Genomic DNA, 20,084 nt, shown 5'->3' on the forward strand with positions numbered 1-20,084 from the left:
CCCCTCCCAAGGCGATGATCATCTCAGTCTCTTTGCCCCATGCGCAATCCCCTGTTCACTCGGGCGGTCCGGAAAGCGCGGCGATCTTCAGCACCAGATCTGCGATTGCCTCCTCCAGCAGCCGATTGCGTCGCTCGTCGCCGAAATCAGGGACCATCAGCGAAAGATGCCGCAGCTTTTCCGAGGCGCTAAGCTCCGGCAGTTTGCCAGGATGGGCGGCCTGGTAAGCGTGCAGAAAACGCTCCTGTTCGGCGCCGCTGAAATGGCATACCCGGAAGATCGTCGCGAGATGCCGGGCAGGAAGTGGTGTCGCGTAGGCCGGGCTTGTGATCTGCGTGACGAAGCTTCGATGTTTTCCCAGTTCCGTGGCCAGCCGCTGGCGTGTTCCGGATGGTCGGTTGTCGATGATTTGCGCCAGAATGGACTTGTAGGCGATAATGGCGTCTTCGGTATCTTCGCGCGCCATCTTATTCTCCGGCTGCCTTTGTCCCATCGGCATTCAGACCGACGATTGCCGATCTTATCGCGGGAAGTCGAGTGGGCGCCACGGAAAAATGATATATGCCTGCGGCAAGAAGATCTGCAGTCCGGGATGGATCGCCGGCCATGTCGCCGCAGATGCTGACTGGTTTGGCCCTGGCAAGCTTCACGGCCTGCGACAGCACGCGCAGCACCGCCGGCACGGCGCGGTCTTGATAGACAGCGAAGTCGGCATCCTCGCGTGCCGAAGCGACGAGGTATTGCGCAAGGTCGTTCGTACCGAACGAAAAGAAGTCTGCGCTTTCGAACCGGTCGAGCATGAGCGCCGCAGCCGGAACCTCCACCATCATCCCGATCGGCGGGATCCTGTGCGGCACGCCCCTGCGCGCGAGCTCATTAGATTCTTCGCGAAAGATTTGTCTGATATCGTCGACATCGGACGGAAAAGTCACCATCGGCAGCATGACGCGTAAATTGCCGAAGACGGCTGCGCGCAGGAGCGCGCGGGCTTGAACGCTCGCAATTTCCGGCCGGGCAAGGAGAAGGCGGACGCCTCGCAACGAAGACGCTTTGGTGAGGCCGGCGAGCGGCTTGTCGCCGCCGATATCCAACATGCGGATCGTTACCGCTCGGCCATCCGCCCAATCGAGGAGCCGGCGGTAGATCGCGAATTGTTTTTCTTCGTTTGCAGCGTCACCAAGTGACGTCACTGTGAATTCCGAGCGCATCAACCCGATGCCGGCAGTTGTAGCGGCAAGGATCGAGTCGACTTCATCGGGAGCGTTGACGTTGACGGACAATAGTACCTGCGAACCGTCTGCCGTGCGCAGACTGCCGTTGTCGGTTGGCGATGGCGTGCTCGTCACGGGATGGTTGACCTGAGCCGGCGTTGCGTTTTCCTGAGCTGCCTGAAGCACGACGACACCTGAATCACCGTCAACCCCGATATGCTGTCCCCCTTCTGTCGTGAATTGGCCGGCGCCGATTACCATTGGAATAGACCGGGATCTGGCAAGCAGGGCGACATGGCCGACGGCGCTGCCGGCATAAAGAGCGATACCGCCACCTGCCGACCAGTCATGGGCGAGAAAGCGGCTGGGTTCCATGTCCCTTCCGACATAGATGGATCCGGCTGGAAAGTCGTCGAGCTGCGTTCCCGTGAGGACCGACAGGACGCGGTTCTTGATGTCGACGATGTCGACGGCGCGCGCCCGCATTTGTTCCTCTTCCGAGCATTCCAGTTCACGGATGTATCCGTCGAGTGTCCCGACCCATGCGAATGCGACGTTCTCGCCCGCATCGATCCGCGCACCGGCCATCTCCGTCAACGTCGGGTCCTGAAGGACCTCGACCTGAAACTCGATGATATCGCTGCTCTGGGGATCTGTTCCGGCAGCAAGGTTCTGCAGCTCGCGGATAGCCGTCTTGATCGCATCGCCGAGTTCAGCATGTCCGGAAAGGCTTGACGGCGGCGACGCGGCGGCGGCCAGCGGCTCAGCGATATAGGCTGGCCCGGTGGCAACGCCTGGCGAAGCGCTGGTGGCTTTCAATCTAAACGGTGCGGCCATGCCTCTTTTCCTCATCGAAGTTGCGCTCGACGAGCTCCTTCAATGCACGGATCGCTTCTTCAGCGAGGATTCCATCGGCGCGGATCTTGAGGAGCGAACCCTTGCGGATCCTTGCACCCATGATCTTGATGATGCTCTTGCCGTTCAGCCAGATGTCGCTGCCATTGACCGCGACTTCGATCGAGCAAGGGAACGATTTTGCCAGGCGCGTGAACGTGACTGAAGGCCGAGCGTGCAATCCCACACCATGCTTCACCTCGACCTCAGTCTGACAACTGGTCTGCACCTGCCCGGCCTCCCGGCTTCCTATGCGCAATCCGCCACTCATCAAGCCGAAAGCTCCTCTGCCGTTGCAACCACCCTGCTGAGCGGTGCGCCACCAGAGGCCTCGGCCGCTGCGATGACGGCCCCCTCCACAACGGGGGCGTTGCAGATCGATACCTTTTCCGATCGTGGCAGACCGAGCATCTCGATAGCCATCTCGCTGTTCGTCTCGGCCCCACCCAGGTCGACGAAGACGGCGACGCCCGCTTCCGACCAGGCTTCCTCGATGGCCTTGAGAATGCCGCCGGCATCCGTGCCGAGCTCGCCATCACGGTTGCCGCCGGACCAGGCAAGCGGCACGCTATCGCCGACCATCTGCCGCACCATGTCGGCGGTCCCGCGCGCGACAAGCGGCGAGTGGGAAACGATCACAATCCCAACGTTAGGTGTTTTCCCATTCATGCCGGACGGTACTCCTCAAGGTAACGGCAGATCGCGACGGTCAGAAGCGCACAACTCGAAGCACCTGGATCGACATGGCCGATTGACCTGTCTCCAAGATAGGAGGCGCGTCCGCGCATGGCCTTCATTGCAGCAGTCAGTTCGGCGGAAAGTGCGGCCTGCCGCGCAATATCCGTCAAAGGCACGCGGCGTGCGAGTGCATCCTGGACCGGATACAGGACATCGAGAAGGGTCTTGTCCCCAGCATGCGAGCGCCCGCGACGCGCGACTGCGTCAATCGCCTGCTTCAGCACCGAGGGGAAATCCTGTTTGTCGTCGAGTGCGCGGAGCTCGCGGCCTATCTCCATCAGCAGCGTTCCGTAAAGAGGACCTGCCGCTCCTCCTATGTTCATTACGAGCGTCAGGCCAATTTTTTCAAGCGCGTCCGGCAAGGGAAGACGCGATACGGAGGCTTCTTCCGCGCTCACCGCCTCGCAGCCGCGCCGCATGTTCGTCCCGTGATCGCCATCACCGATCGCACGATCGAGCCCGCAGAGATGGTCGCTGTTTGCCGCGATCGTCGCGCGGCAAGCTTCGATCAATCCCATGAGAACAGCCGGTTCTGCCTGCACCCAATATCCTCCCTGCGCGCGCTCATGCCAGCGATGCCACCATTTCGAATACACCTGCCACCGCCACGGCACCTGGATCAGGCACTCCCTCCAGATCCTTCTCGCCGACATAGGAAGCCCGTCCGGCTTTTGCCTTCCGCATCGCCTTTGTCGCCTCCGCACCTGCTGCGGCTGCCCTTGCCGCGGCCGCGAGATCTCCCGATGTCAGAGCGGCCAAAGCCGGAGCCAGCGCGTCGACCATTGTGCGATCGCCGACGCCAGCTCCTCCATAGAACGTCATCCGATTTAGTCCCGCAAGCAGGGCAGCAGCGATATCTTTCTTTTCGGCCATAGCCTTGGATGCGGCGGTGAAGAAGATCGATAGCAGCACGCCGCTGGAGCCGCCCATGCTCGTGCTCAGGATCTCGCCGATCGAGGCCATCGTGGCGGCGGGATCCTTCAGCGGCAGCTTGTCCATGCGGGAAAGAATGCTGCGGGCACCCTGCGCGACCGTAGAGCCGGTATCACCGTCACCGACGCGGCCATCCAGGCGATTGAGCTCTTCCTCGAGGGAAATCAGATGTTCGCAAAGCGTCGTCAGGAGAAGACGGCTCTGCCTGTCATCGCTGGCCACCCTCGCTTCGTTCTGCGCAAGCGCCCTTTGAGGGGCAGGAATGATAGCGATCTCATGCCGTTCGGTCGCGGGCGGCCAGGCGTGCGGAGCGACGGCGGCCTTCAGGGCGGCTTCACGGGTAGCGTCCAGCCGGATCAGCGACAGCGAAAAGCCATTCATGTTGAGCGCGGTCATCATTGGCGCGGGCCCGATGATAAGCCGCACGCAGCGCCTTAGGGGAGACGACAATACGGCATTGGCTATCACGCCCATCTCAAGCGGCGGCACGGCGCCGAGGTTGTTGACCAGCAATGCATGATTCTGCGAACTGTCCAGCTCGGCGGCCAGCCGCTCGGCCATCGTGGCGACAAGGTCGGCAACCGGCTGCAGGGCGATGCGCTCGACCCCTGGCTCGCCGTGGATTCCGAGGCCGAGTTCTCCCTCGTTAGCGCCAAGCCGGTCCTCATGCGTCTGACCCGGTGCACTGCAGGTCGACAGGGACATGCCAAGCGAGACGATGTCGCCCGCTGCGGCGGTTGCCTGCTCCGCCACCGTTTTGAGATCAGCGCCCGCCTCGGCGTGGTAGCCTGCGATCTTGTGCACGAACAGCGTACCGGCAACGCCACGCGGCTGGTTGATGCCAGGGATTGCAATATCGTCGGCGACAATCACCATCTCGACGTCGAAGCCTTCGGCACGCGCCTTCTCGGCGGCAAGGCCGAAGTTCAGGCGGTCACCTGTGTAGTTTTTGACGATGAGCAGCGTACCCTTTGGACCCGTTACGGCACGGATTGCAGTCAGCACCGCATCGACACTCGGCGAGGCAAAGATTTCGCCCGATACCGCTGCTGTGAGCATGCCCCTGCCGACGAAGCCTGCATGCGAGGGCTCGTGCCCGGCGCCGCCGCCGGAGATGATAGCAACCCTGGATCTATCCCAGTCCGCGCGGAGAATCACCTTGATCTCGGGAAAGGTGTCCAGACGGGCCAGACGGGCAGGGTCGCTCGTCAAGAGCAAGCCATCCAGGGCTTCGGTGACGATGGTTTCCCGGCGATTGAAGAAATGTTTCATGGAGTGAGATCCGTCGTTTATGCCACTATGTCAGTTTCGTTCTGCTGTCCATCCAAGCCGCTGGCCGCTGGCATCGAAATAGAGCGGATCGCGCAGCGACAGGCTAATTCGATCACCCGGCCGGATCGCAAGATATGGATCGGCAAGCGTGACGAGCTTGTGGTCGCCCACCCTGATATGCAGGTGGTTCTGATCGCCCAGATGCTCGATCCAGTCTATTTCGGCATTGGCGTTCTGATCGGGGATGATATCGAGATGCTCGGTTCGCGCGCCGATCGTCTTGGTTCCAGGCGGAGGATTGGCGCCACCGAGAAGACCAGGTGGCAAGAGGTTGATGTGCGGTTGGCCGAGACGTGCCGCGACATGAAGACTGGCCGGATTGCCATAAATTTCACGCGGCGTTCCGACCTGCAGCAGCCGTCCTTGTGCAACGATGCCGATCCGATCCGCCATCGTCATGGCTTCGACCTGGTCATGGGTTACATAGAGGAGGGTCGAGCCAAGCTCTTTCTGGATGCGCTTCAGTTCCAGACGAAGCTCCGCACGCAGCTTTGCGTCGAGCGAAGAAAGCGGCTCGTCCATGAGATAGATCGCGGGACGACGCACCAGCGCCCTGCCGATCGCAACACGCTGCATTTCGCCACCCGACAGACGGGTCGAACGGTTCTCGAGCTTGTGGTCGATCCTGACCATGCGCGCAATTTCCCGGACCCGGCGGTCGACCTCTTCGCTTGAAAGCTTGCGCGCCGGCGCTCGCAGCGGAAAGGCGAGATTGTCGTAGACCGTCATGTGCGGATAGAGCGAATATTGCTGGAAGACGAACGCGACGTCCCTGTCGGCGGGAGCTTCGCCCGCGACGTTGCGGCCGCCGATTTCGATGCGTCCGCTGTCAGGGCGCTCCAGGCCGGCAATAAGGCGCAGGGTGGTCGTCTTCCCGGCGCCCGTTGGCCCAAGCAGAACGACGAATTCACCGTCACGGATCGAGAGGTCCAAATCAACCAGAGCCTGTGTATCGCCGAAACGCTTGTTAAGATCCTTGAGAACAACGTCAGCCATGTTCAACCTCCGAGTAGAGTGCCGAAGCAACTGCGCGGCCCGATTTGCAGTCGAACAGCGCGAGCTTGGCCGGGTTGAACTCAAGACCAACCGTCTCGCCGATGCGAAAGTTGCGGTTCGCAGGAACGCGCGCTTTGATGACGCCGCTCGATGTCTCGATTGCCACGACCTGATTGGTTCCGAGATATTCGCTGCCGTAGACCGCTCCGCGCAAAGGAGAGGCATCGCTGAAGCGGATATGTTCCGGCCTGACGCCCAGCGCCAATTCGGCTTCGGCCAAGTCCTGGTACACTTCGGGAATGCTGACATCGACGCCGTTAACTGAGACCGATCTCGCCCCGCTATGAAGGCCGGAGGTGAAGCGCATAAAATTCATCGGCGGCGAGCCGATGAAGTCAGCGACATACATCGTGGCTGGCTTGCTGTAGATTTCCTGCGGCGTGCCGAATTGCTCGATGACACCATGGTTCATGACCGCGATCTTGTCGGCCATTGCCATGGCTTCGTGCTGATCATGCGTTACGTAGACCGTCGTTGCATGGATGCGGTTATGGAGTTCACGCAGCTCATGGACCATCACTTCGCGGAATTCCGCGTCGAGCGTGCCAAGCGGTTCATCCATCAGGAAGCACTTCGGACGGCGTACGATCGCACGACCGAGAGCCACGCGCTGCCGATCGCCGCCGGCAAGTCCGGAGACGGAGCGGTTCAGGATATGATCGATCTGCAGCAGCCGCGCGGTTTCCTCGACGCGCTTTCGGATCTCGGCCTTCGGCATGCCCTGCGAAAGCAGCGGAAAGCCGATATTCTTGCGCACGTTCATATGCGGATAGAGCGCAAAAAGCTGGAAGACGAAGGCAATATCGCGGGCGCTGGCACGATTGAAAGTGACGTCCTCGCCATCAAGGTAGATCTTGCCGCTGGTCGGCAGTTCAAGTCCGGCGATCATGCGAAGCGTCGTCGTCTTGCCACAGCCGGACGGGCCGAGCAGTGCCAGGAATTCTCCGTCGTGGATGGTGAAGCTTGAATCCTGGACCGCGACGAAGCCGCCGAATTGCTTACGCAGATTTTCTATTCTGATCTCTGCCATGGCTCACTCCGGAAACTTCGAGACGATGATGAACATGGCCGTGCCGGCAAGCAGGGTCACCAGCGAGTAGCTGTAGAGTACCAGCAGGAAGGGTTGGAATAGCATGAGGAAGCCGATCGCGATCAGCGTGGTCGCGATGTTCTCCATCGGGCCGCGGCGCAGAAAGAGGGGACGCTTCCGCCTGGATGGCGGCGGTGTTTCGATGAGATGCGTCATTTGCGGACCGCTCCAAAGGTGATGCCACGCAAGAGCTGCTTGCGCAGGAGAATCGTGAAGAGGAGGATCGGGATCAGGAAGATCGTCGTTCCTGCCGCGACAGCAGGCCAGTCCTGGCCACCTTCGCCGATGATGGTCGGAATGAATGGCGGTGCCGTCTGGGCCTCGCCCGAGGTCAACAATGCCGCGAAGGCATATTCATTCCAGGCAAAGATCAGGCAGAAGATCGCCGTGGCGGCAATGCCTGTGGTTGCCTGCGGCAAGACGACTTTCCAGAAGGCCTGCAGGCGAGTGTAGCCGTCGATCATTGCGGCTTCCTCATATTCCCGTGGGATCTCGTCGATGAAACCCTTGAGCAGCCAGACCGCGAGCGAGACGTTGACCGCGGTATAAAGCAAGATCATGCCGACTGCCGTGTCGGAAAGACCGAGCTCGCGGTACATCAGATAAATTGGAATTGCGACCGCGATAGGCGGCATCATGCGCGTTGACAGGATGAAGAACAGAAGGTCGTCGGCAAGCGGAACCCTGAAGCGCGAGAAGCCGTAGGCGGCCAACGTTCCCAGCGAAACGGCGAGGAACGTCGAGCCGAAGGCAATCACCAGCGAATTGCCAAAGCGCGGCAGAAAATTCGAGGGCCCTGCAATCACCATGTTCCGCTTGCGGGTGACCTCGTCGCAGGTGCCGGTTGGTGCGGGCAGTGCGGAGATATATTCCGGCGTTTGCCGCGTTCTCGTCGTCAGGAGGTTGCAATAACCCTCCAGCGTCGGAGAGAAGACGATCTTTGGCGGATAGCTGATGGAATCAGGCGGTGATTTGATGCTGGTCAGAAAGATCCAGACCAGGGGTATCATGGTGATCAGGGCATAGAGGATCACGATGGCGCCGGCGATGCGCTTACTGGTCGGGCTCGGCTCGACGACCGAATGGGCTGAGGTGACAGAACTCATCGCTGCTTCACCTTGTTCAGTGCCTTGACGTAAATGTTGGCGAGGCCGAAAACGGCGACGAAGAGGACGATGGCGAAAGCCGATGCCCTTCCCGTCGCCCAGCTCTCGAAGGCGGCGCGTTTCAATGTGATGGAGGCAACCTCCGTCGTCGAACCCGGACCGCCTCCCGTCAACAGCGTGACCATGTCGAACATCTTGAAATTTTCGATGCCGCGGAAAAGCACGGCAAGCATGATGAAGGGCAGCGCCATCGGCACGGTGATCGACCAGAATTGCCGCCACGCGGAGGCGCGGTCGACCTCGGCAGCCTCGTAGATGTAGTCGGGGATGGAACGCAGGCCTGCCAAGCAGATCAGCATGACGTAAGGCGTCCACATCCAGGTATCGACGATGATGATTGCCCAGGGAGCAAGCGAGACGCTACCGAGCATCTGGATATTGGCCGTCGGGATGCCGGTGACGAGGGAAACGGCGTAGGCGAAGAGACCGATCTGCGGTTCATAGAGGAAGCGCCAGAAATTGCCGACGACGGCCGGAGACAGCATCATCGGGATCAGGATCAGCGTCGTCCAGAACGCGTGACCACGAAACTTGCGGTCGATGAGATAAGCGAGCGTAAAGCCGATCACCGTCTGCAGTAGGATCGTCCAGAACACGAAGTGCGCTGTCGTCTGCATAGCCTGCCAGATATCAGGATCGGTCAGGACGCGCTCGTAATTGCTCAATCCGACATTCTGGACCGGCGCATTGGGACGGTTGGCGCGATAATTCGTGAATGAGAGATAGATTGCCCAGATGAGCGGGAAGATGTCGATGGCAAGAAGAAGGATGATGGTTGGGGCGATAAACACCCAGGCAATCGCTCGATCGGATAGGCCGCGGACACGGCGAGCGACCGATGTGGGCGTCGCCCTTGCCGTTGCGTCCGCTGCCTTTTCGACCATGGAGGAAGAGGAAATATTCAAGGTATCACCTGGTCCTTGCGTAAGTGAGACACGTGACGGCCCGGCAGTCTTGGCGATCCGGGCCGCCATTCGGGTAAGGATGCTGTGCGTCCAGGCGGACACTAGATCTTGCCGTCGTCCTTGAAGACCTCGCTCCAATCCTTCACGAGGCCATCGAGCGCCTCTTTAGCGGTGCCGTTGCCGGCCACGACATAGTTATGGACACGCTTCTGCATGTCCTGGAGAAGGGTTGCGTAGCTCGGCTCGGCCCAGAAATCCTTCACGATTGCCATCGAGTCGAGGAACGCCTGGGCATAGGGCTGGCTGGACGCGAAGTCCGGGGCGTTCACGACCGATTTCAGGCAGGAGTAGCCGCCGAGTTTCCACCATTTGGCCTGGACGTCAGGCTGGGCGAACCACTTGATGTATTGCAGAGCGGCGTCCCTCTTGTTGGAATAGGAGACAACCGAGATGCCCTGTCCGCCAAGCTGTGCGAAATGCTTCTTTTCAGCTGGATTGGGGAAGAAACCGATCCTGTCGCCGCCGACCTTTTCGTCCTTGTAGAGACCCGGCCAGGTGAAGGCGAAGTTCATCTGCATCGCGACTTGGCCGGATTTGAAGGCATCGGCGGACTCCACCATATAAACGTTGGAGCTGCCGGGCGGCGTGCAGCAATCATAGAGCGACTTGTAAAATTCCAGGCCTTTTACCGCATCCGGAGAATTCACGAAGCCATTCATTTCATAGGGTTTGTCCGGGTTGTCGTATTGGAAGCCCCAGTCATAGAGCACGTTGGTCACGCCCATCGTGATGCCTTCAGAGCCGCGCTCGGTGTAGATCGAAGCGCCGTAGACGGTCTTGCCGTCGATCTGACGCTTTTGGAAGAATTCGGCGATCTGCTTCAGCTCATCGTAAGTCTTCGGGGCTGCGAGATCCCGACCATACTTCTCCTTGAATTCCTTCTGCAGTTCCGGCCGCTCGAACCAGTCTTTGCGGTAAGTCCAGCCAACCACGTCCCCCATGGCAGGCAACGCCCAGTAGTTCGGGGTGTTCTTCGGCCATTCCGAGTAACCGACGACCGTCGCCGGCACGAAGTCATCCATCTTGATGCCTTCCTTGTCGAAGAAGTCGTTGAGTTTGACGTAGTGGCCGTTTTCCGCCGATCCGCCGATCCACTGGCTGTCGCCGATGATCAGATCGCAGAGCTTTCCATGCGAATTCAATTCGTTGAGGAAACGATCCGCATAGCTCGTCCATGGGACAAACTCGAATTTCATTTCCGTTCCGGTCTTGGCGGTGAAGTCTTTCGACAGCTCGACGAGTGCGTTTGCAGGATCCCAGGCGGCCCAGCACAGCGTCAATTGATCGGCTTTTGCAATATTGGGCAGCGCCAGCGACATGGCAAACGCCGAGCCCAGCCCGAGAAGGGCTTTCAATGTCTTCTGCATGAGTTCCTCCCAGAACCAAAGGCCGGCTCCCCGCCGACCACGCAAGTCCACCAATGTCAGAGAATGCCTACATGAATTCCTCAATCCTCATGTTTAGCAATATGTTTAGTGAAATACATTTTTATAAACATTGCAAGTGGCAATCGTTGCTATGTCGCACATATGGAAAGGACAGTTCGCGAAGTTACGGCAACTAACGATTTCGGTGGCCGGGGAGGGGCATTTCTGCAGGGCAGCAACGGCAAGTGCTGAGGAGGACCTGTCCGACAGCGTAGCGCCCAAACAGGATAACTCGAAGAGCCGGTTCGCCACTCCCAAATCCAATCGGTATTTTTGGACGGTGTGGGGGAATCTCGCGACGGGATTCAACGCCCAAGCAGGATTGCGCCGGCAGCAACAATGATGCAGGCGAGAGTACGCCGAGCGGTCAGGGCTTCACCGAGAAACATCCAGCCAATCAGAACAGCAAATACAACACTCGTTTCCCGCAGCGCCGTGATTGGGCCGGCCGGCCCGAGGCCAAAGGCCGCAACCACGACGCCATAGGCGACCATCGCGACCAGCCCGCCCCCAAGCGCCTTCCATGTGTCGGCTGCACGAAAATCGACCACGAGCCGCCGACGCAGGAAGATAAACGCCATCGGCAGAAATGCTCCATAGAGGACAAGCACCCAAGCCGTGTAGGCCCCGCTTCGTCCGGTTTGCCGCACTCCGATGGAATCGACGGTCGCATAGGCGGCGATGATCGCACCCGTCGCCAGCGCGAATAAAATGGACGAGGTAGAGGCTCGCCCTTTCCCTAGCGCCAAGCTCATAATTCCCGCGGCCACAAGGACGACGCCGGCAATCTGGTAGAGATTGAGCTCGTCGCCAGTGATGATGAAGCCGCCTGATGTCACCAGCAATGGCACGGTTCCTCGCACGATCGGATAGACCTGTCCCAACTCGCCGTTACGATAGGCCGCAACGAGGAAAACGCTGTATCCAACCTGAAGAACCGCCGAAAGAACGATGTAAAGCCAGGCGCCCGGCGCCGGTATAGGGTAGATGAATAGGAACGGGAGCGCGAAAATCGTGCTGGCGAAGCTCATGACTGTCACGGTCCACAGCCGATCGCCGCCGTTGCGCAAGAAGGCGTTCCATGCCGCGTGCAGGATCGCGGCGAACAGGGCAAGGCCGATGATAACCGCGCTCATTGAGCCAGTCCCGCTGACGCTAGAACATCGGCCGCAGCCCTTCGGGCGCTGACGATCGCGGCTTTGCCTTGCCCCATATGGGCGAGCACCGTTGCACCTTCGATCAGCATGAACAGCGTTGTTGCAACGTGCTCGGCGCGATCAGGCGGTAGAGATTGCGCCAGAATGTCTCGGAGCCGCTGTCGCAGATCGTGCTTTTGTCGCGTGACCGCTTCGAACACGGCATGGGCTGGCTCCCCGAACTCGGCAAGGGCGTGCTGGAACAGACAACCGTGAAAATTGGAACTATCGAACCAGCGTTCGTGCCAGTCAAAAACCGCTGTGATCTTTTCGTGCGGCGTCATCGCCGCTTCCGACAGCCGGTCGAGCTGCCGCTTGAACCGTTCCGCGCGCCAGTCCAGAACCTCGACGATCAGCCCGTCCTTGCTCGGAAAGTGCCGATACATGGTCATCTTGGCGACCTCGGCCTCGGCGATGATCTTGTCTATGCCGGTGGCATGGAAGCCGTCGCGTTTGAAAAGGCGGTAGGCGGTTTCAACGATGTGTTGGCGCTTTTCGGCAGCGTCGGCTCGGAGCGGCATGGCGAAGCTCTATGTGATACAGACCTGTCTCACTCATATACGGCTTGCCGGGTTTGGTCAACGGAGATTGCAAGCGCAAATATCGCGGAAGTTCTGACACCCACTACATCACGTTGACGGAATGAGTTTTGCCAGATTCGGGGATCTGCATCGAAATTAACGCTCGGACCTAGCGGCGCCCCTTGGCTGACTCGCTGCCGGCTGATCTGCAACATCGCGATGCTTGCCAGCACGAAGTCTAATCCCATCCCCATTGATAGAGCTGCTAAAGAGCTGGGCGCACGTCAGTCCGCACGAAATCCTCGCCAACATAAAGCAGCGGACAATCATGCTCTTTTGCGACTTCATAGGAAAAGCAATCGCCATGGTTCAGCGCAGCTGGATGAAAGCCTTTGCCGCATCGACGATAAGCGTCGGCGACCCGGCGAGCGGAGGCTGCTGTCACAGACACGATCTCGAAGCCGAGACCTGAAATCAGCGCGCCGACTTCTTCTCCGACATTGCGCTGCGATGCCACGATACTGCGGCCGCGATGCCGTCAGCGCTTGCCGAATGCGCGCAGGAAGGTCTTCGTTGCCTCCCTTGCCATACGGTCGACTTCTTCCTCTGGCGTCGGGCGGCCGATCTGCTGGTTGATCCGCAGATCTGTTGCGAGCAGCGCCATATACTGACGCGCGGCAAGTGCCGGATCCTCTATGTCCAGATGACCTGCCAGTGCGAGCTGCGCCAGGCGAGCCGCGATGGCGGGATATTTCTTGCCGGGTCCGTATTCCTTCCAGGTCTCAAACAGTTCGGGAAATCTGCTGCCCTCGGTTTCGACGAGCTTGCGCAGCCAGCGGCCATTCGGATCGCAAACCGCTTTGCGCAGGAGAAGCGCTGAAAATTCAGCCAGTTCCTTTTCGAGATCGACAGGTGCGACAGGAAATGTGTCCAACACCCGAAAGAAACCTGCGCTCGATTTCTCGGTGATCTCCGCAACCACAACCTTGAACAGATTATCCTTGTCGCCGAGTTGATTGTACACCGTCTGACGCGACACGCCGGCTCTTGCCGCGATGGCATCGATGCTCGCGGCCGCAAACCCGTCCTCGGCAAAAACGTCGGCGGCCGCGTTGAGGATTGCCTGACGTTTGCTGGTGGCGGGCGGACTCTCTGTCTCGGAAGAAGCCACTGCGGGCGAAGTTTTCATGACACCACCATATAGGACTTGACCAATTGGACAATACTGTCCAAAATATTTTACAGGAATGACGAGCTATGCGTTGGAACCATCTCCGTCTTTCCGCCGTCCCATCTATAATCGCCCACTCAATCCCCGTCACATGCTTTTTGTATGAGACTTTGCTTCGTCCGGGGAATGGTGTGCGGGAAAGGTTTTTTCCGTGCAAAGCAAGGATTCCGTTTCATCCCCTGGAGCCGGCGGCTCCCACCACGCCATCGTCCTTGGCCTTCTTTCAGCCGTGGGTCTCTTTGCCCTCGACATGTATCTACCTGCGTTGCCGACGATCAGTCTGGATCTTCACGCTGACAGCCATGCAGTTCAAGCGAGCCTGATTTCCTTCTTCGCCGCCATGGCCGTGTCGCAGATTGTCTATGGGCCACTGTCGGACATGTTTGGCCGCAAGCGTCCTCTGTATGTCGGCCTGGCGCTCTACATCCTCGGCGCGATCGGCTGCGCGCTCTCCAGCGATATCAGCTGGCTGGTCGCCTTCCGTTTCATCCAAGGCACCGGCGCCTGTGCCGGCGTCGTGATTGCCCGCGCCATCGTGCGCGACCTGCATACGGGGGCCGCCGCCGCGCAACTGATGTCGCGGCTTATGCTGGTCTTCAGTATCTCACCCATCCTGGCGCCGCTCGCGGGCAGCATCGTGACAGTGTTCGGGAACTGGCGGCTGATCTTTTGGGTCATGGTCTTCGCCGGCGCTGTCGGCTTCGTCGCGGGTCGCTTTTTCCTTGAGGAGACCCGTCCGGTTGCGGCGCGCAGTGAAAGCAGCCTCGGCGGGGCATTGAAAGCCTATGGAACACTCCTTAGGGACCCGTATTATCTCGGTCTGGTGCTGATGGCCTCCTTCGGCATGTCGAGCTACATGATCTATGTCGCCAACTCCTCCTTCGTGCTCATCGGCCATTACGGGCTCTCTCCGAGCTTTTACAGCGTGGTCTTTTCGGTGAACGCCATTGGCTTCATCGGCATGTCGCAGATGAACGGCTGGCTTGCCCGCCGGATTGGTTTGCGCAAGGTAATCCGCGGCGCGGTTTCTGGTTATGCGCTGACGATGGTGGCGCTGGCTGTCCTGATGGCCGGTGGAGTCGATCACCTCGACATCATGGCGGCCTTCCTGTTTGCGGGCTACGCTTTCCTTGGAATGATCGTGCCGAATGCGGCGGTACTGGCGCTTGAACATCATGGTCGCATCGCTGGCACGGCCTCGGCGATGATGGGGACCGTCCAGTTCATGACATCGGCGCTGGTGGTCGGCGTCAGTGGCATGTTCATGGACGGTACGGCGAGACCGATGGTGGTCGTCATCGCTATCTGCGCGGCCATCGTGTTCCTCCTTTCGGTGGCAGTGCTGAAGAGCAGGCACGTGGTGGCGGCTGAATAGATCATGCTGCCACCGATCGCAGCACCTTGTGCAGGCCGCTCGCACTGAGGCCTCTTCAGCGCGAGCGACGTGCGCCTTTCGGAGCGGCTCCGAAATCTTCGGACAGCGGAGCCGCGGACCTACATCTCCTGTTCCCAGAAGCCGCGCGTATTCACGTTAGCGGCGTCAGCAAGGGTTTCCAGTTCTGCAATGTCGTCGCCGGTGAGGGTGATGCCGCTGGCTCGGACCAGGCCATCGACATGATGGGGTTTGGTGACGCCGATGATCGGCGTCGTGCCCTTGGCGATGGCCCATGCCGTCGCGATATCGGGCGCTGCCGCACGCTGCTTCTCTCCGATCGAGGCGAGCTTGTCCGTCAGGGGCTTCAGCTGAGCCAGCATGCCGTTGTAGATCTTCGCGCGGCTACTGCCTTCCGGCAGCGGGGTCTCCAGGCTGTACTTGCCGGTCAGGGCGCCCTGTTCGAGCACCATATAGGCGAAGAACGGGATGCCCTGGTCGCGGCAGTAGTCCAGGATGCCAGTATGCTCACAGCTGCGGTAGAGGAGGCTATAGTGGTTCTGGATGGCTTCGACCCGGAATCCGGCTTCGCCCAGGATCTGGTCGGCGAGCTTGATTTCGCGCAGATTGTGATTCGAGACGCCGACATGTTTGACTTTCCCGCTTTTCAGCAATGGAATCAGATGCGGAGTCCACCGCGGCACATCGGCTGGATTGTGAATCCAGTAGAGGTCGATGTAGTCGGTGCCGAGGTTGGCCAGGCTTCGCTCCAGCATGTCCGCTACGGGATCGTCGCCGGTTGCCGCGATCCGCGGGTTGAATTTCGTGGAGAGCTGATAGCCGCTGCGGGCGTAGCGCTTCAGTACCTCCCCGAGCACGGTTTCTGAACGGCCCATGCCGTACACGATGGCGGTGTCCCATAGGGTGAACCCGGCCGCATGTGCCCTGTCCGCGACCTCTTCCAGGCCAGCCTGGGTGAGGCTGCTGCCGAAGTAGCCGTTGCCGGTCTCGCCGCTGTCGCCCCAGGCCCAGGTGCCGAGTGCGACGGTTGGGGTCTTCAGATTATCGATTGTCATGTTTGCTCCATACTTGTTCCGCGGCCAGGTATGCTGTGACCCAGACGCCCTGACATTGTGATGCGCGGTGGCGCGGAAACGTTAGCCTGATGCCCCGGAATTACTGCCCAATCCTCCAGAAGCCGCGGTTCGCATTGCCGTCCCGCTGCGCGCGTGCGATGGTCCCATCCATGGAAATACTGACCGAAATCTCGACTATAATTGCCCGACACATCTCGAGGGATGGCTTTCGCGCTACCCCCATCGAACGCGTGACACTTGTTCGATCCTCCACGGTGACGATGCCGATGCCGAATGTTTACCGGCCGCAACTGTGCCTCGTCGCGCAGGGATACAAGGAGGTCACGCTGGGCGACCACGTGTTCCAATATGCACCGGGACGCTATGGAATCGTGACCTACGACCTGCCGGTGATAGGGCATGTGGTCGAGGCGACGCCCGACAACCCCTATCTCTGCCTGTATCTCGATTTCGATCCGGTCATGCTGGGCGAGTTGGCGTCGCGCGTACCGCCGCCGCCGGGAGTGCCATCCCCGCCTATGGGCAAGACGGTGTCCGAAGCTGGCACCGATCTGCTCGACGCGGTCCTACGCCTGCTGCGCCTGCTCGATGATCCGGCCGCGCTGCCTGTGCTCGCGCCGCTTGCCGAGCAGGAAATTCTCTATCGTCTGCTCGCCGGCCCGGACGGCGCCAGGATGCGCAACATCACCTCCAGCCAGGGTCGGGTGGCCCAGGTCGGCCGCGCTATTGCCTGGATCGGGCAGAACTTCCGGGAACGGTTCAGCATCGAGCGGCTTGCCACGGAAGTAGGCATGAGCCCGTCGAGCCTGCACGAGCATTTTCGCGCCGTGACGGCGATGACGCCGCTGCAATTCCAGAAGCAGCTCAGGCTGCAGGACGCGCGCAGCCTGATGCTGGTCCAGGGCATCGACGCCACGACCGCCGCCTTCCGCGTAGGTTACGAAAGTCCGTCGCAGTTCACTCGCGAATATCGCCGCCACTTTGGAGAGCCGCCGGCGCGCGACATAGCCCGCTTGCGCGCTTCCCCGGGCTTGGCAGTGGTCGCTTGAGTTCAGCTTATCGGCGAGCGTCGAGGTGCAAGGCACTTCTCCCTTTGTCACCGGCGTCAACGAAACCCGCTGCTTTCAGGCAAGCATGGCCGCCAGAAATGTCTTCAATGAAAAGATCAGGTTTTCGGCGGTGACAGCCGATCGAGCGCTCTCACATCATCTCCCGGGTGAGAATCGACCTGGGCGATGCCCCGTTCATCATCGGAGGCAGTCAGTCCGTAGATGGAAGGCGGGACGTAGCAAAAGAACGGAGCCACAATGCAGGCATGCATATAGGCTTCAAGCGGATCTGCACACGAAACTGCGGCAGCGGCCGGTGACGAGCGGCAAAGTAACCCGCGGACCTTCACAAGGAAGGCTTTCATGGCCTTTCGCGCATTGACTATGCGGCCGGATCCGACACGCGCACATTGTCGAGGCAAGATGGAAGGCCTGCCATAGCGCTTCCAAAGGCGTCGAATTCCACTCGGTAAAACATCAAGCCACCAGTGAGGGTCGCGCTCTTGAACTGCCATCGTCATTCTCCGAACTCTTTCGGATGACTCTATCGACAAAGCCGTTCGATGAATTTAGATATACTCTCACATGATCGCTAAATCCCACCAGGCGCGGTTATCCCTTTCTGAAGCCCTCGCCGACCAGGATCTCGAGAAGTCGACCGCGCGAGCGCACGCCGTGAGGATCGACGTGTCGCAGAACGAACGCGAGGCACCCGAGCATCACCATCGAAAGGGGCAGCTCGTCATGGCGTCGCGGGGAGGAGTGACATGTCGTGTTCCGAGCGGGATGTGGATGGTGCCGCCGCATTGCGGCGTCTGGGTTCCGGCAGGGATGCTGCACAGCAACGTGGCGACCGCCAATGCGCGTCTGTTCTTTCTGTTCATCGAGCCAGGCGCCGCCGATCTGCCGGACCGATGCTGCACGCTTTCGCTTTCTCCGCTTGTCAGAGAGCTCATCATCGAGATGGCTGACGGATCCCCAATCGCGACGGCTAATGCCGATACAATCACGACGCTGCTTCTATCGGCTTTGTCACAGATGCCGGTGGAACATCTGCACTTACCACTGACAGATGAACCTCGCCTCGACCGCATCGCATCGGCGTTGGTCGATAGCCCGTCTGACCGAAGTACGATGGCACAATGGGCAAAGCGAGTGGCAATGAGCGAGAATTCCCTCGCTCGTCTTGTTCAGCGGGAGACTGGCTTGACCTTCGGCCGGTGGCGACAGCAGTTGCAATTGATCATCGCAATCCGAAGCCTTGCAGCCGGGGCGACGGTGCAGCGGGTTTCGGGTGACCTCGGGTATGAATCCGTGTCTGCGTTCATTACTATGTTCAAGAAAGCGCTCGGCGCATCGCCGGCCCAATATTTGAAGAACTTCGAGCGTTAAACCTCAGGGAATGTCCTTACAAAAAACCCCCACAGGAGATGAAGCATGTTCACGCACGTCATGATCGGCAGCAACGACTTGGAGCGCGCCAGACGTTTCTACGACGCCACCTTCGTTGCATTGGGGGGCAAGCCCGGTGAAATGGACGCGAGAGGCCGGCTGATCTACGAGCACGAGGGGGGCCGGCTGATGATCACGACACCGATCGACGGTAAGCCGGCGACCGCTGCCAACGGCGGGACGATCGGGATAGCCGCCGCGACCCCCGACCATGTTCGCGCGTGGCATGCCGCCGGTACTGAGCATGGCGGCACGGCGATCGAGAGCCCGCCTACGGAGCGTCCGAACGGAGCATTCGTTGCGTATCTTCGCGACCCTGACGGAAACAAGCTGACGGCACGAACTCCCCCGACGAAATGAGATAGGCGTGCGTACTGCCATGGGCCTCGTGCCATGATAGCGACGGATAATGCGTCTCCGGAGGTGGAGAAAGAACATTGGGCCTATTCGTTTGCCTTACCGCTAGTTTGACTATTTCCTCCGCGGTAACGGCAGAGTCATGGAGAGAGTCTTGAACATTAATCTCGAGGTCAGGCGTTATCATGGTCGCGGCTGCCATTATCACGACCACGTGCAAGTCCTCGTCCCTCTGCAGGGGGTGATGAAGGTCGCAATGGAGGGGGCATCGGGCATCGTCACAGGGCGGACAGTCGCCGTCATCCCTAAGGGATATTCCCACGATTTCGTACCAAGCGGTGATTGCAACCTGTTAGTCGCTGATGTCGAACTTCGGGAAGACGAAGGGCAAGACGCGCCGGCTCTGCTGAGAGGAGATGGCCCCTTCGTCTCACACGTGCAGCCCTGGCTTTGGCGCATCTTCCGTCAGATCGGTGCTGAAATCGATGCGGATGGGCGTTGTGCGTATGATGCCGCAATGTTGGCATTAAGCGGCTTGCATCTTATCCGTCCGACGCCGGTTCCGAAACCGCAATCGAAGGCGTCGAGCAGGATCGAGTGCATTGCGGCCAATCTCGGTACTCGCAACGGCAAGGCAGTCGTCGGTGCCATGGCGCGCGAGGCAGGCCTTAGCCAGAGCCATTTTCATGCGTTGTTCAAGGCGGCGACCGGTCGTTCTCCCAGACAGTATGAAATAGACCAACGGCTTGATGCAGCGGTGGAGCGGCTGATCTTCACGCGCGATAGCATCTCTGAAATTGCCTATGCCGCCGGTTATGAGAATGTCTCAGCGTTCAGCCGTCTATTCAAGGGACGTTTTGGTATGTCGCCAGGCGCATTCCGCGTCGCCAGCAGTGCGGAGCGTTCCTGATGTGAAAATCAGAGTTTTGGCGTGATCTTTCAGAGTCCCGGCACATCTCTTCTCCGGCATCCATCGCTATCGTAGCGCTACGAAGAC

General features: G+C 59.8%; 21 protein-coding genes and 1 pseudogene. 5 read left to right on the forward strand and 17 right to left on the reverse strand.

Features of this window, described 5'->3' with window-relative positions; all coding sequences use genetic code 11:
- Positions 1-55: 55 nt before the first annotated feature.
- From PH552_RS02270 to PH552_RS02345, 16 genes and pseudogenes are all read right to left on the reverse strand, one after another.
- Complete coding sequence (locus tag PH552_RS02270) at positions 56-466, reverse strand: hypothetical protein (RefSeq protein ID WP_112342046.1); 411 nt, start codon at positions 464-466, stop codon at positions 56-58.
- Between the two features lies 1 nt (position 467).
- Positions 468-2,048 (reverse strand): putative PEP-binding protein, encoded by a 1,581-nt coding sequence (locus PH552_RS02275; protein WP_113248651.1) that lies wholly within the window; start codon positions 2,046-2,048, stop codon positions 468-470.
- Positions 2,032-2,376 (reverse strand): HPr family phosphocarrier protein, encoded by a 345-nt coding sequence (locus PH552_RS02280; RefSeq protein ID WP_112342044.1) that lies wholly within the window; start codon positions 2,374-2,376, stop codon positions 2,032-2,034. The genes PH552_RS02275 and PH552_RS02280 overlap by 17 nt, the downstream gene beginning before the upstream one ends.
- Complete coding sequence (gene dhaM / locus PH552_RS02285; RefSeq protein WP_112342043.1) at positions 2,376-2,774, reverse strand: dihydroxyacetone kinase phosphoryl donor subunit DhaM; 399 nt, start codon at positions 2,772-2,774, stop codon at positions 2,376-2,378. Before dhaM ends, PH552_RS02280 begins: the two co-directional genes overlap by 1 nt.
- Positions 2,771-3,385, reverse strand: a complete 615-nt coding sequence (gene dhaL / locus PH552_RS02290) for a dihydroxyacetone kinase subunit DhaL (protein WP_113248652.1) — start codon at positions 3,383-3,385, stop codon at positions 2,771-2,773. Before dhaL ends, dhaM begins: the two co-directional genes overlap by 4 nt.
- Positions 3,386-3,407: 22 nt before the next feature.
- Complete coding sequence (locus PH552_RS02295) at positions 3,408-5,048, reverse strand: dihydroxyacetone kinase subunit DhaK (protein ID WP_285165437.1); 1,641 nt, start codon at positions 5,046-5,048, stop codon at positions 3,408-3,410.
- Between the two features lie 30 nt (positions 5,049-5,078).
- Positions 5,079-6,104: an ABC transporter ATP-binding protein gene (locus tag PH552_RS02300; protein ID WP_285165438.1), complete on the reverse strand. Its 1,026-nt coding sequence runs from the start codon at positions 6,102-6,104 to the stop codon at positions 5,079-5,081.
- Positions 6,097-7,194, reverse strand: a complete 1,098-nt coding sequence (locus tag PH552_RS02305; protein WP_113248654.1) for an ABC transporter ATP-binding protein — start codon at positions 7,192-7,194, stop codon at positions 6,097-6,099. The genes PH552_RS02300 and PH552_RS02305 overlap by 8 nt, the downstream gene beginning before the upstream one ends.
- Before the next feature lie 3 nt (positions 7,195-7,197).
- Positions 7,198-7,410, reverse strand: coding sequence for a hypothetical protein (locus tag PH552_RS02310; RefSeq protein ID WP_112342038.1), 213 nt, complete (start codon positions 7,408-7,410; stop codon positions 7,198-7,200).
- On the reverse strand, positions 7,407-8,360 hold the full coding sequence (locus tag PH552_RS02315) for a carbohydrate ABC transporter permease (RefSeq protein WP_112342037.1): 954 nt from the start codon (positions 8,358-8,360) through the stop codon (positions 7,407-7,409). Before PH552_RS02315 ends, PH552_RS02310 begins: the two co-directional genes overlap by 4 nt.
- Entirely contained in the window at positions 8,357-9,325 is a 969-nt protein-coding gene (locus PH552_RS02320; RefSeq protein ID WP_285165439.1) for a carbohydrate ABC transporter permease, read from the reverse strand. The genes PH552_RS02315 and PH552_RS02320 overlap by 4 nt, the downstream gene beginning before the upstream one ends.
- Before the next feature lie 101 nt (positions 9,326-9,426).
- The gene (locus PH552_RS02325; RefSeq protein ID WP_112342035.1) at positions 9,427-10,752 is read right to left on the reverse strand and encodes an ABC transporter substrate-binding protein; all 1,326 of its coding nucleotides are present in this window, start codon (positions 10,750-10,752) and stop codon (positions 9,427-9,429) included.
- A gap of 365 nt (positions 10,753-11,117) precedes the next feature.
- Positions 11,118-11,948: a DMT family transporter gene (locus PH552_RS02330; RefSeq protein ID WP_285165440.1), complete on the reverse strand. Its 831-nt coding sequence runs from the start codon at positions 11,946-11,948 to the stop codon at positions 11,118-11,120.
- On the reverse strand, positions 11,945-12,529 hold the full coding sequence (locus PH552_RS02335; protein WP_112342034.1) for a TetR/AcrR family transcriptional regulator: 585 nt from the start codon (positions 12,527-12,529) through the stop codon (positions 11,945-11,947). The genes PH552_RS02330 and PH552_RS02335 overlap by 4 nt, the downstream gene beginning before the upstream one ends.
- Before the next feature lie 265 nt (positions 12,530-12,794).
- Positions 12,795-13,049, reverse strand: a pseudogene (locus PH552_RS02340) (PIN domain-containing protein); the annotation flags it as partial.
- Positions 13,050-13,067: 18 nt separating this feature from the next.
- Positions 13,068-13,718 carry a TetR/AcrR family transcriptional regulator gene (locus PH552_RS02345; protein WP_285165441.1) on the reverse strand — a complete coding sequence of 217 codons (651 nt, stop codon included), beginning with the start codon at positions 13,716-13,718 and terminating at the stop codon, positions 13,068-13,070.
- Positions 13,719-13,911: 193 nt separating this feature from the next.
- Here PH552_RS02345 and PH552_RS02350 point away from each other — a divergent pair, with 193 nt between their 5' ends.
- A complete protein-coding gene (locus tag PH552_RS02350) occupies positions 13,912-15,135 on the forward strand; it encodes a multidrug effflux MFS transporter (RefSeq protein ID WP_112342032.1) in 1,224 nt (407 codons plus the stop codon).
- A gap of 119 nt (positions 15,136-15,254) precedes the next feature.
- On the opposite strand, the gene PH552_RS02355 is transcribed toward PH552_RS02350, so the two are convergent.
- Positions 15,255-16,208, reverse strand: coding sequence for an aldo/keto reductase (locus PH552_RS02355; protein ID WP_113248658.1), 954 nt, complete (start codon positions 16,206-16,208; stop codon positions 15,255-15,257).
- A gap of 170 nt (positions 16,209-16,378) precedes the next feature.
- Here PH552_RS02355 and PH552_RS02360 point away from each other — a divergent pair, with 170 nt between their 5' ends.
- From PH552_RS02360 to PH552_RS02375, 4 genes are all read left to right on the forward strand, one after another.
- Positions 16,379-17,278 (forward strand): AraC family transcriptional regulator, encoded by a 900-nt coding sequence (locus PH552_RS02360; protein ID WP_285165442.1) that lies wholly within the window; start codon positions 16,379-16,381, stop codon positions 17,276-17,278.
- A gap of 585 nt (positions 17,279-17,863) precedes the next feature.
- Positions 17,864-18,670: an AraC family transcriptional regulator gene (locus PH552_RS02365; RefSeq protein WP_113248661.1), complete on the forward strand. Its 807-nt coding sequence runs from the start codon at positions 17,864-17,866 to the stop codon at positions 18,668-18,670.
- 45 nt (positions 18,671-18,715) lie between these two features.
- The gene (locus tag PH552_RS02370; protein ID WP_113248662.1) at positions 18,716-19,090 is read left to right on the forward strand and encodes a VOC family protein; all 375 of its coding nucleotides are present in this window, start codon (positions 18,716-18,718) and stop codon (positions 19,088-19,090) included.
- A gap of 151 nt (positions 19,091-19,241) precedes the next feature.
- A complete protein-coding gene (locus PH552_RS02375; RefSeq protein ID WP_183764545.1) occupies positions 19,242-19,997 on the forward strand; it encodes a helix-turn-helix transcriptional regulator in 756 nt (251 codons plus the stop codon).
- The last annotated feature ends 87 nt before the right edge of the window (positions 19,998-20,084 follow it).

Source organism: Rhizobium aureum, from assembly GCF_030182495.1.
Classification (GTDB): Bacteria; Pseudomonadota; Alphaproteobacteria; order Rhizobiales; family Rhizobiaceae; genus Rhizobium; species Rhizobium tropici_C.

Bases quoted from the DNA above. Each gene is read 5' to 3' on its own strand.
- PH552_RS02270 (WP_112342046.1), bottom strand. From the start codon at position 466: ATGGCGCGCGAAGATACCGAAGACGCCATTATCGCCTACAAGTCCATT.
- PH552_RS02275 (WP_113248651.1), bottom strand. From the start codon at position 2,048: ATGGCCGCACCGTTTAGATTGAAAGCCACCAGCGCTTCGCCAGGCGTT.
- PH552_RS02280 (WP_112342044.1), bottom strand. From the start codon at position 2,376: ATGAGTGGCGGATTGCGCATAGGAAGCCGGGAGGCCGGGCAGGTGCAG.
- dhaM (WP_112342043.1), bottom strand. From the start codon at position 2,774: ATGAATGGGAAAACACCTAACGTTGGGATTGTGATCGTTTCCCACTCG.
- PH552_RS02295 (WP_285165437.1), bottom strand. From the start codon at position 5,048: ATGAAACATTTCTTCAATCGCCGGGAAACCATCGTCACCGAAGCCCTG.
- PH552_RS02300 (WP_285165438.1), bottom strand. From the start codon at position 6,104: ATGGCTGACGTTGTTCTCAAGGATCTTAACAAGCGTTTCGGCGATACA.
- PH552_RS02305 (WP_113248654.1), bottom strand. From the start codon at position 7,194: ATGGCAGAGATCAGAATAGAAAATCTGCGTAAGCAATTCGGCGGCTTC.
- PH552_RS02310 (WP_112342038.1), bottom strand. From the start codon at position 7,410: ATGACGCATCTCATCGAAACACCGCCGCCATCCAGGCGGAAGCGTCCC.
- PH552_RS02315 (WP_112342037.1), bottom strand. From the start codon at position 8,360: ATGAGTTCTGTCACCTCAGCCCATTCGGTCGTCGAGCCGAGCCCGACC.
- PH552_RS02325 (WP_112342035.1), bottom strand. From the start codon at position 10,752: ATGCAGAAGACATTGAAAGCCCTTCTCGGGCTGGGCTCGGCGTTTGCC.
- PH552_RS02330 (WP_285165440.1), bottom strand. From the start codon at position 11,948: ATGAGCGCGGTTATCATCGGCCTTGCCCTGTTCGCCGCGATCCTGCAC.
- PH552_RS02335 (WP_112342034.1), bottom strand. From the start codon at position 12,529: ATGCCGCTCCGAGCCGACGCTGCCGAAAAGCGCCAACACATCGTTGAA.
- PH552_RS02345 (WP_285165441.1), bottom strand. From the start codon at position 13,718: ATGAAAACTTCGCCCGCAGTGGCTTCTTCCGAGACAGAGAGTCCGCCC.
- PH552_RS02355 (WP_113248658.1), bottom strand. From the start codon at position 16,208: ATGACAATCGATAATCTGAAGACCCCAACCGTCGCACTCGGCACCTGG.
- PH552_RS02360 (WP_285165442.1), top strand. From the start codon at position 16,379: ATGGAAATACTGACCGAAATCTCGACTATAATTGCCCGACACATCTCG.
- PH552_RS02365 (WP_113248661.1), top strand. From the start codon at position 17,864: ATGATCGCTAAATCCCACCAGGCGCGGTTATCCCTTTCTGAAGCCCTC.
- PH552_RS02370 (WP_113248662.1), top strand. From the start codon at position 18,716: ATGTTCACGCACGTCATGATCGGCAGCAACGACTTGGAGCGCGCCAGA.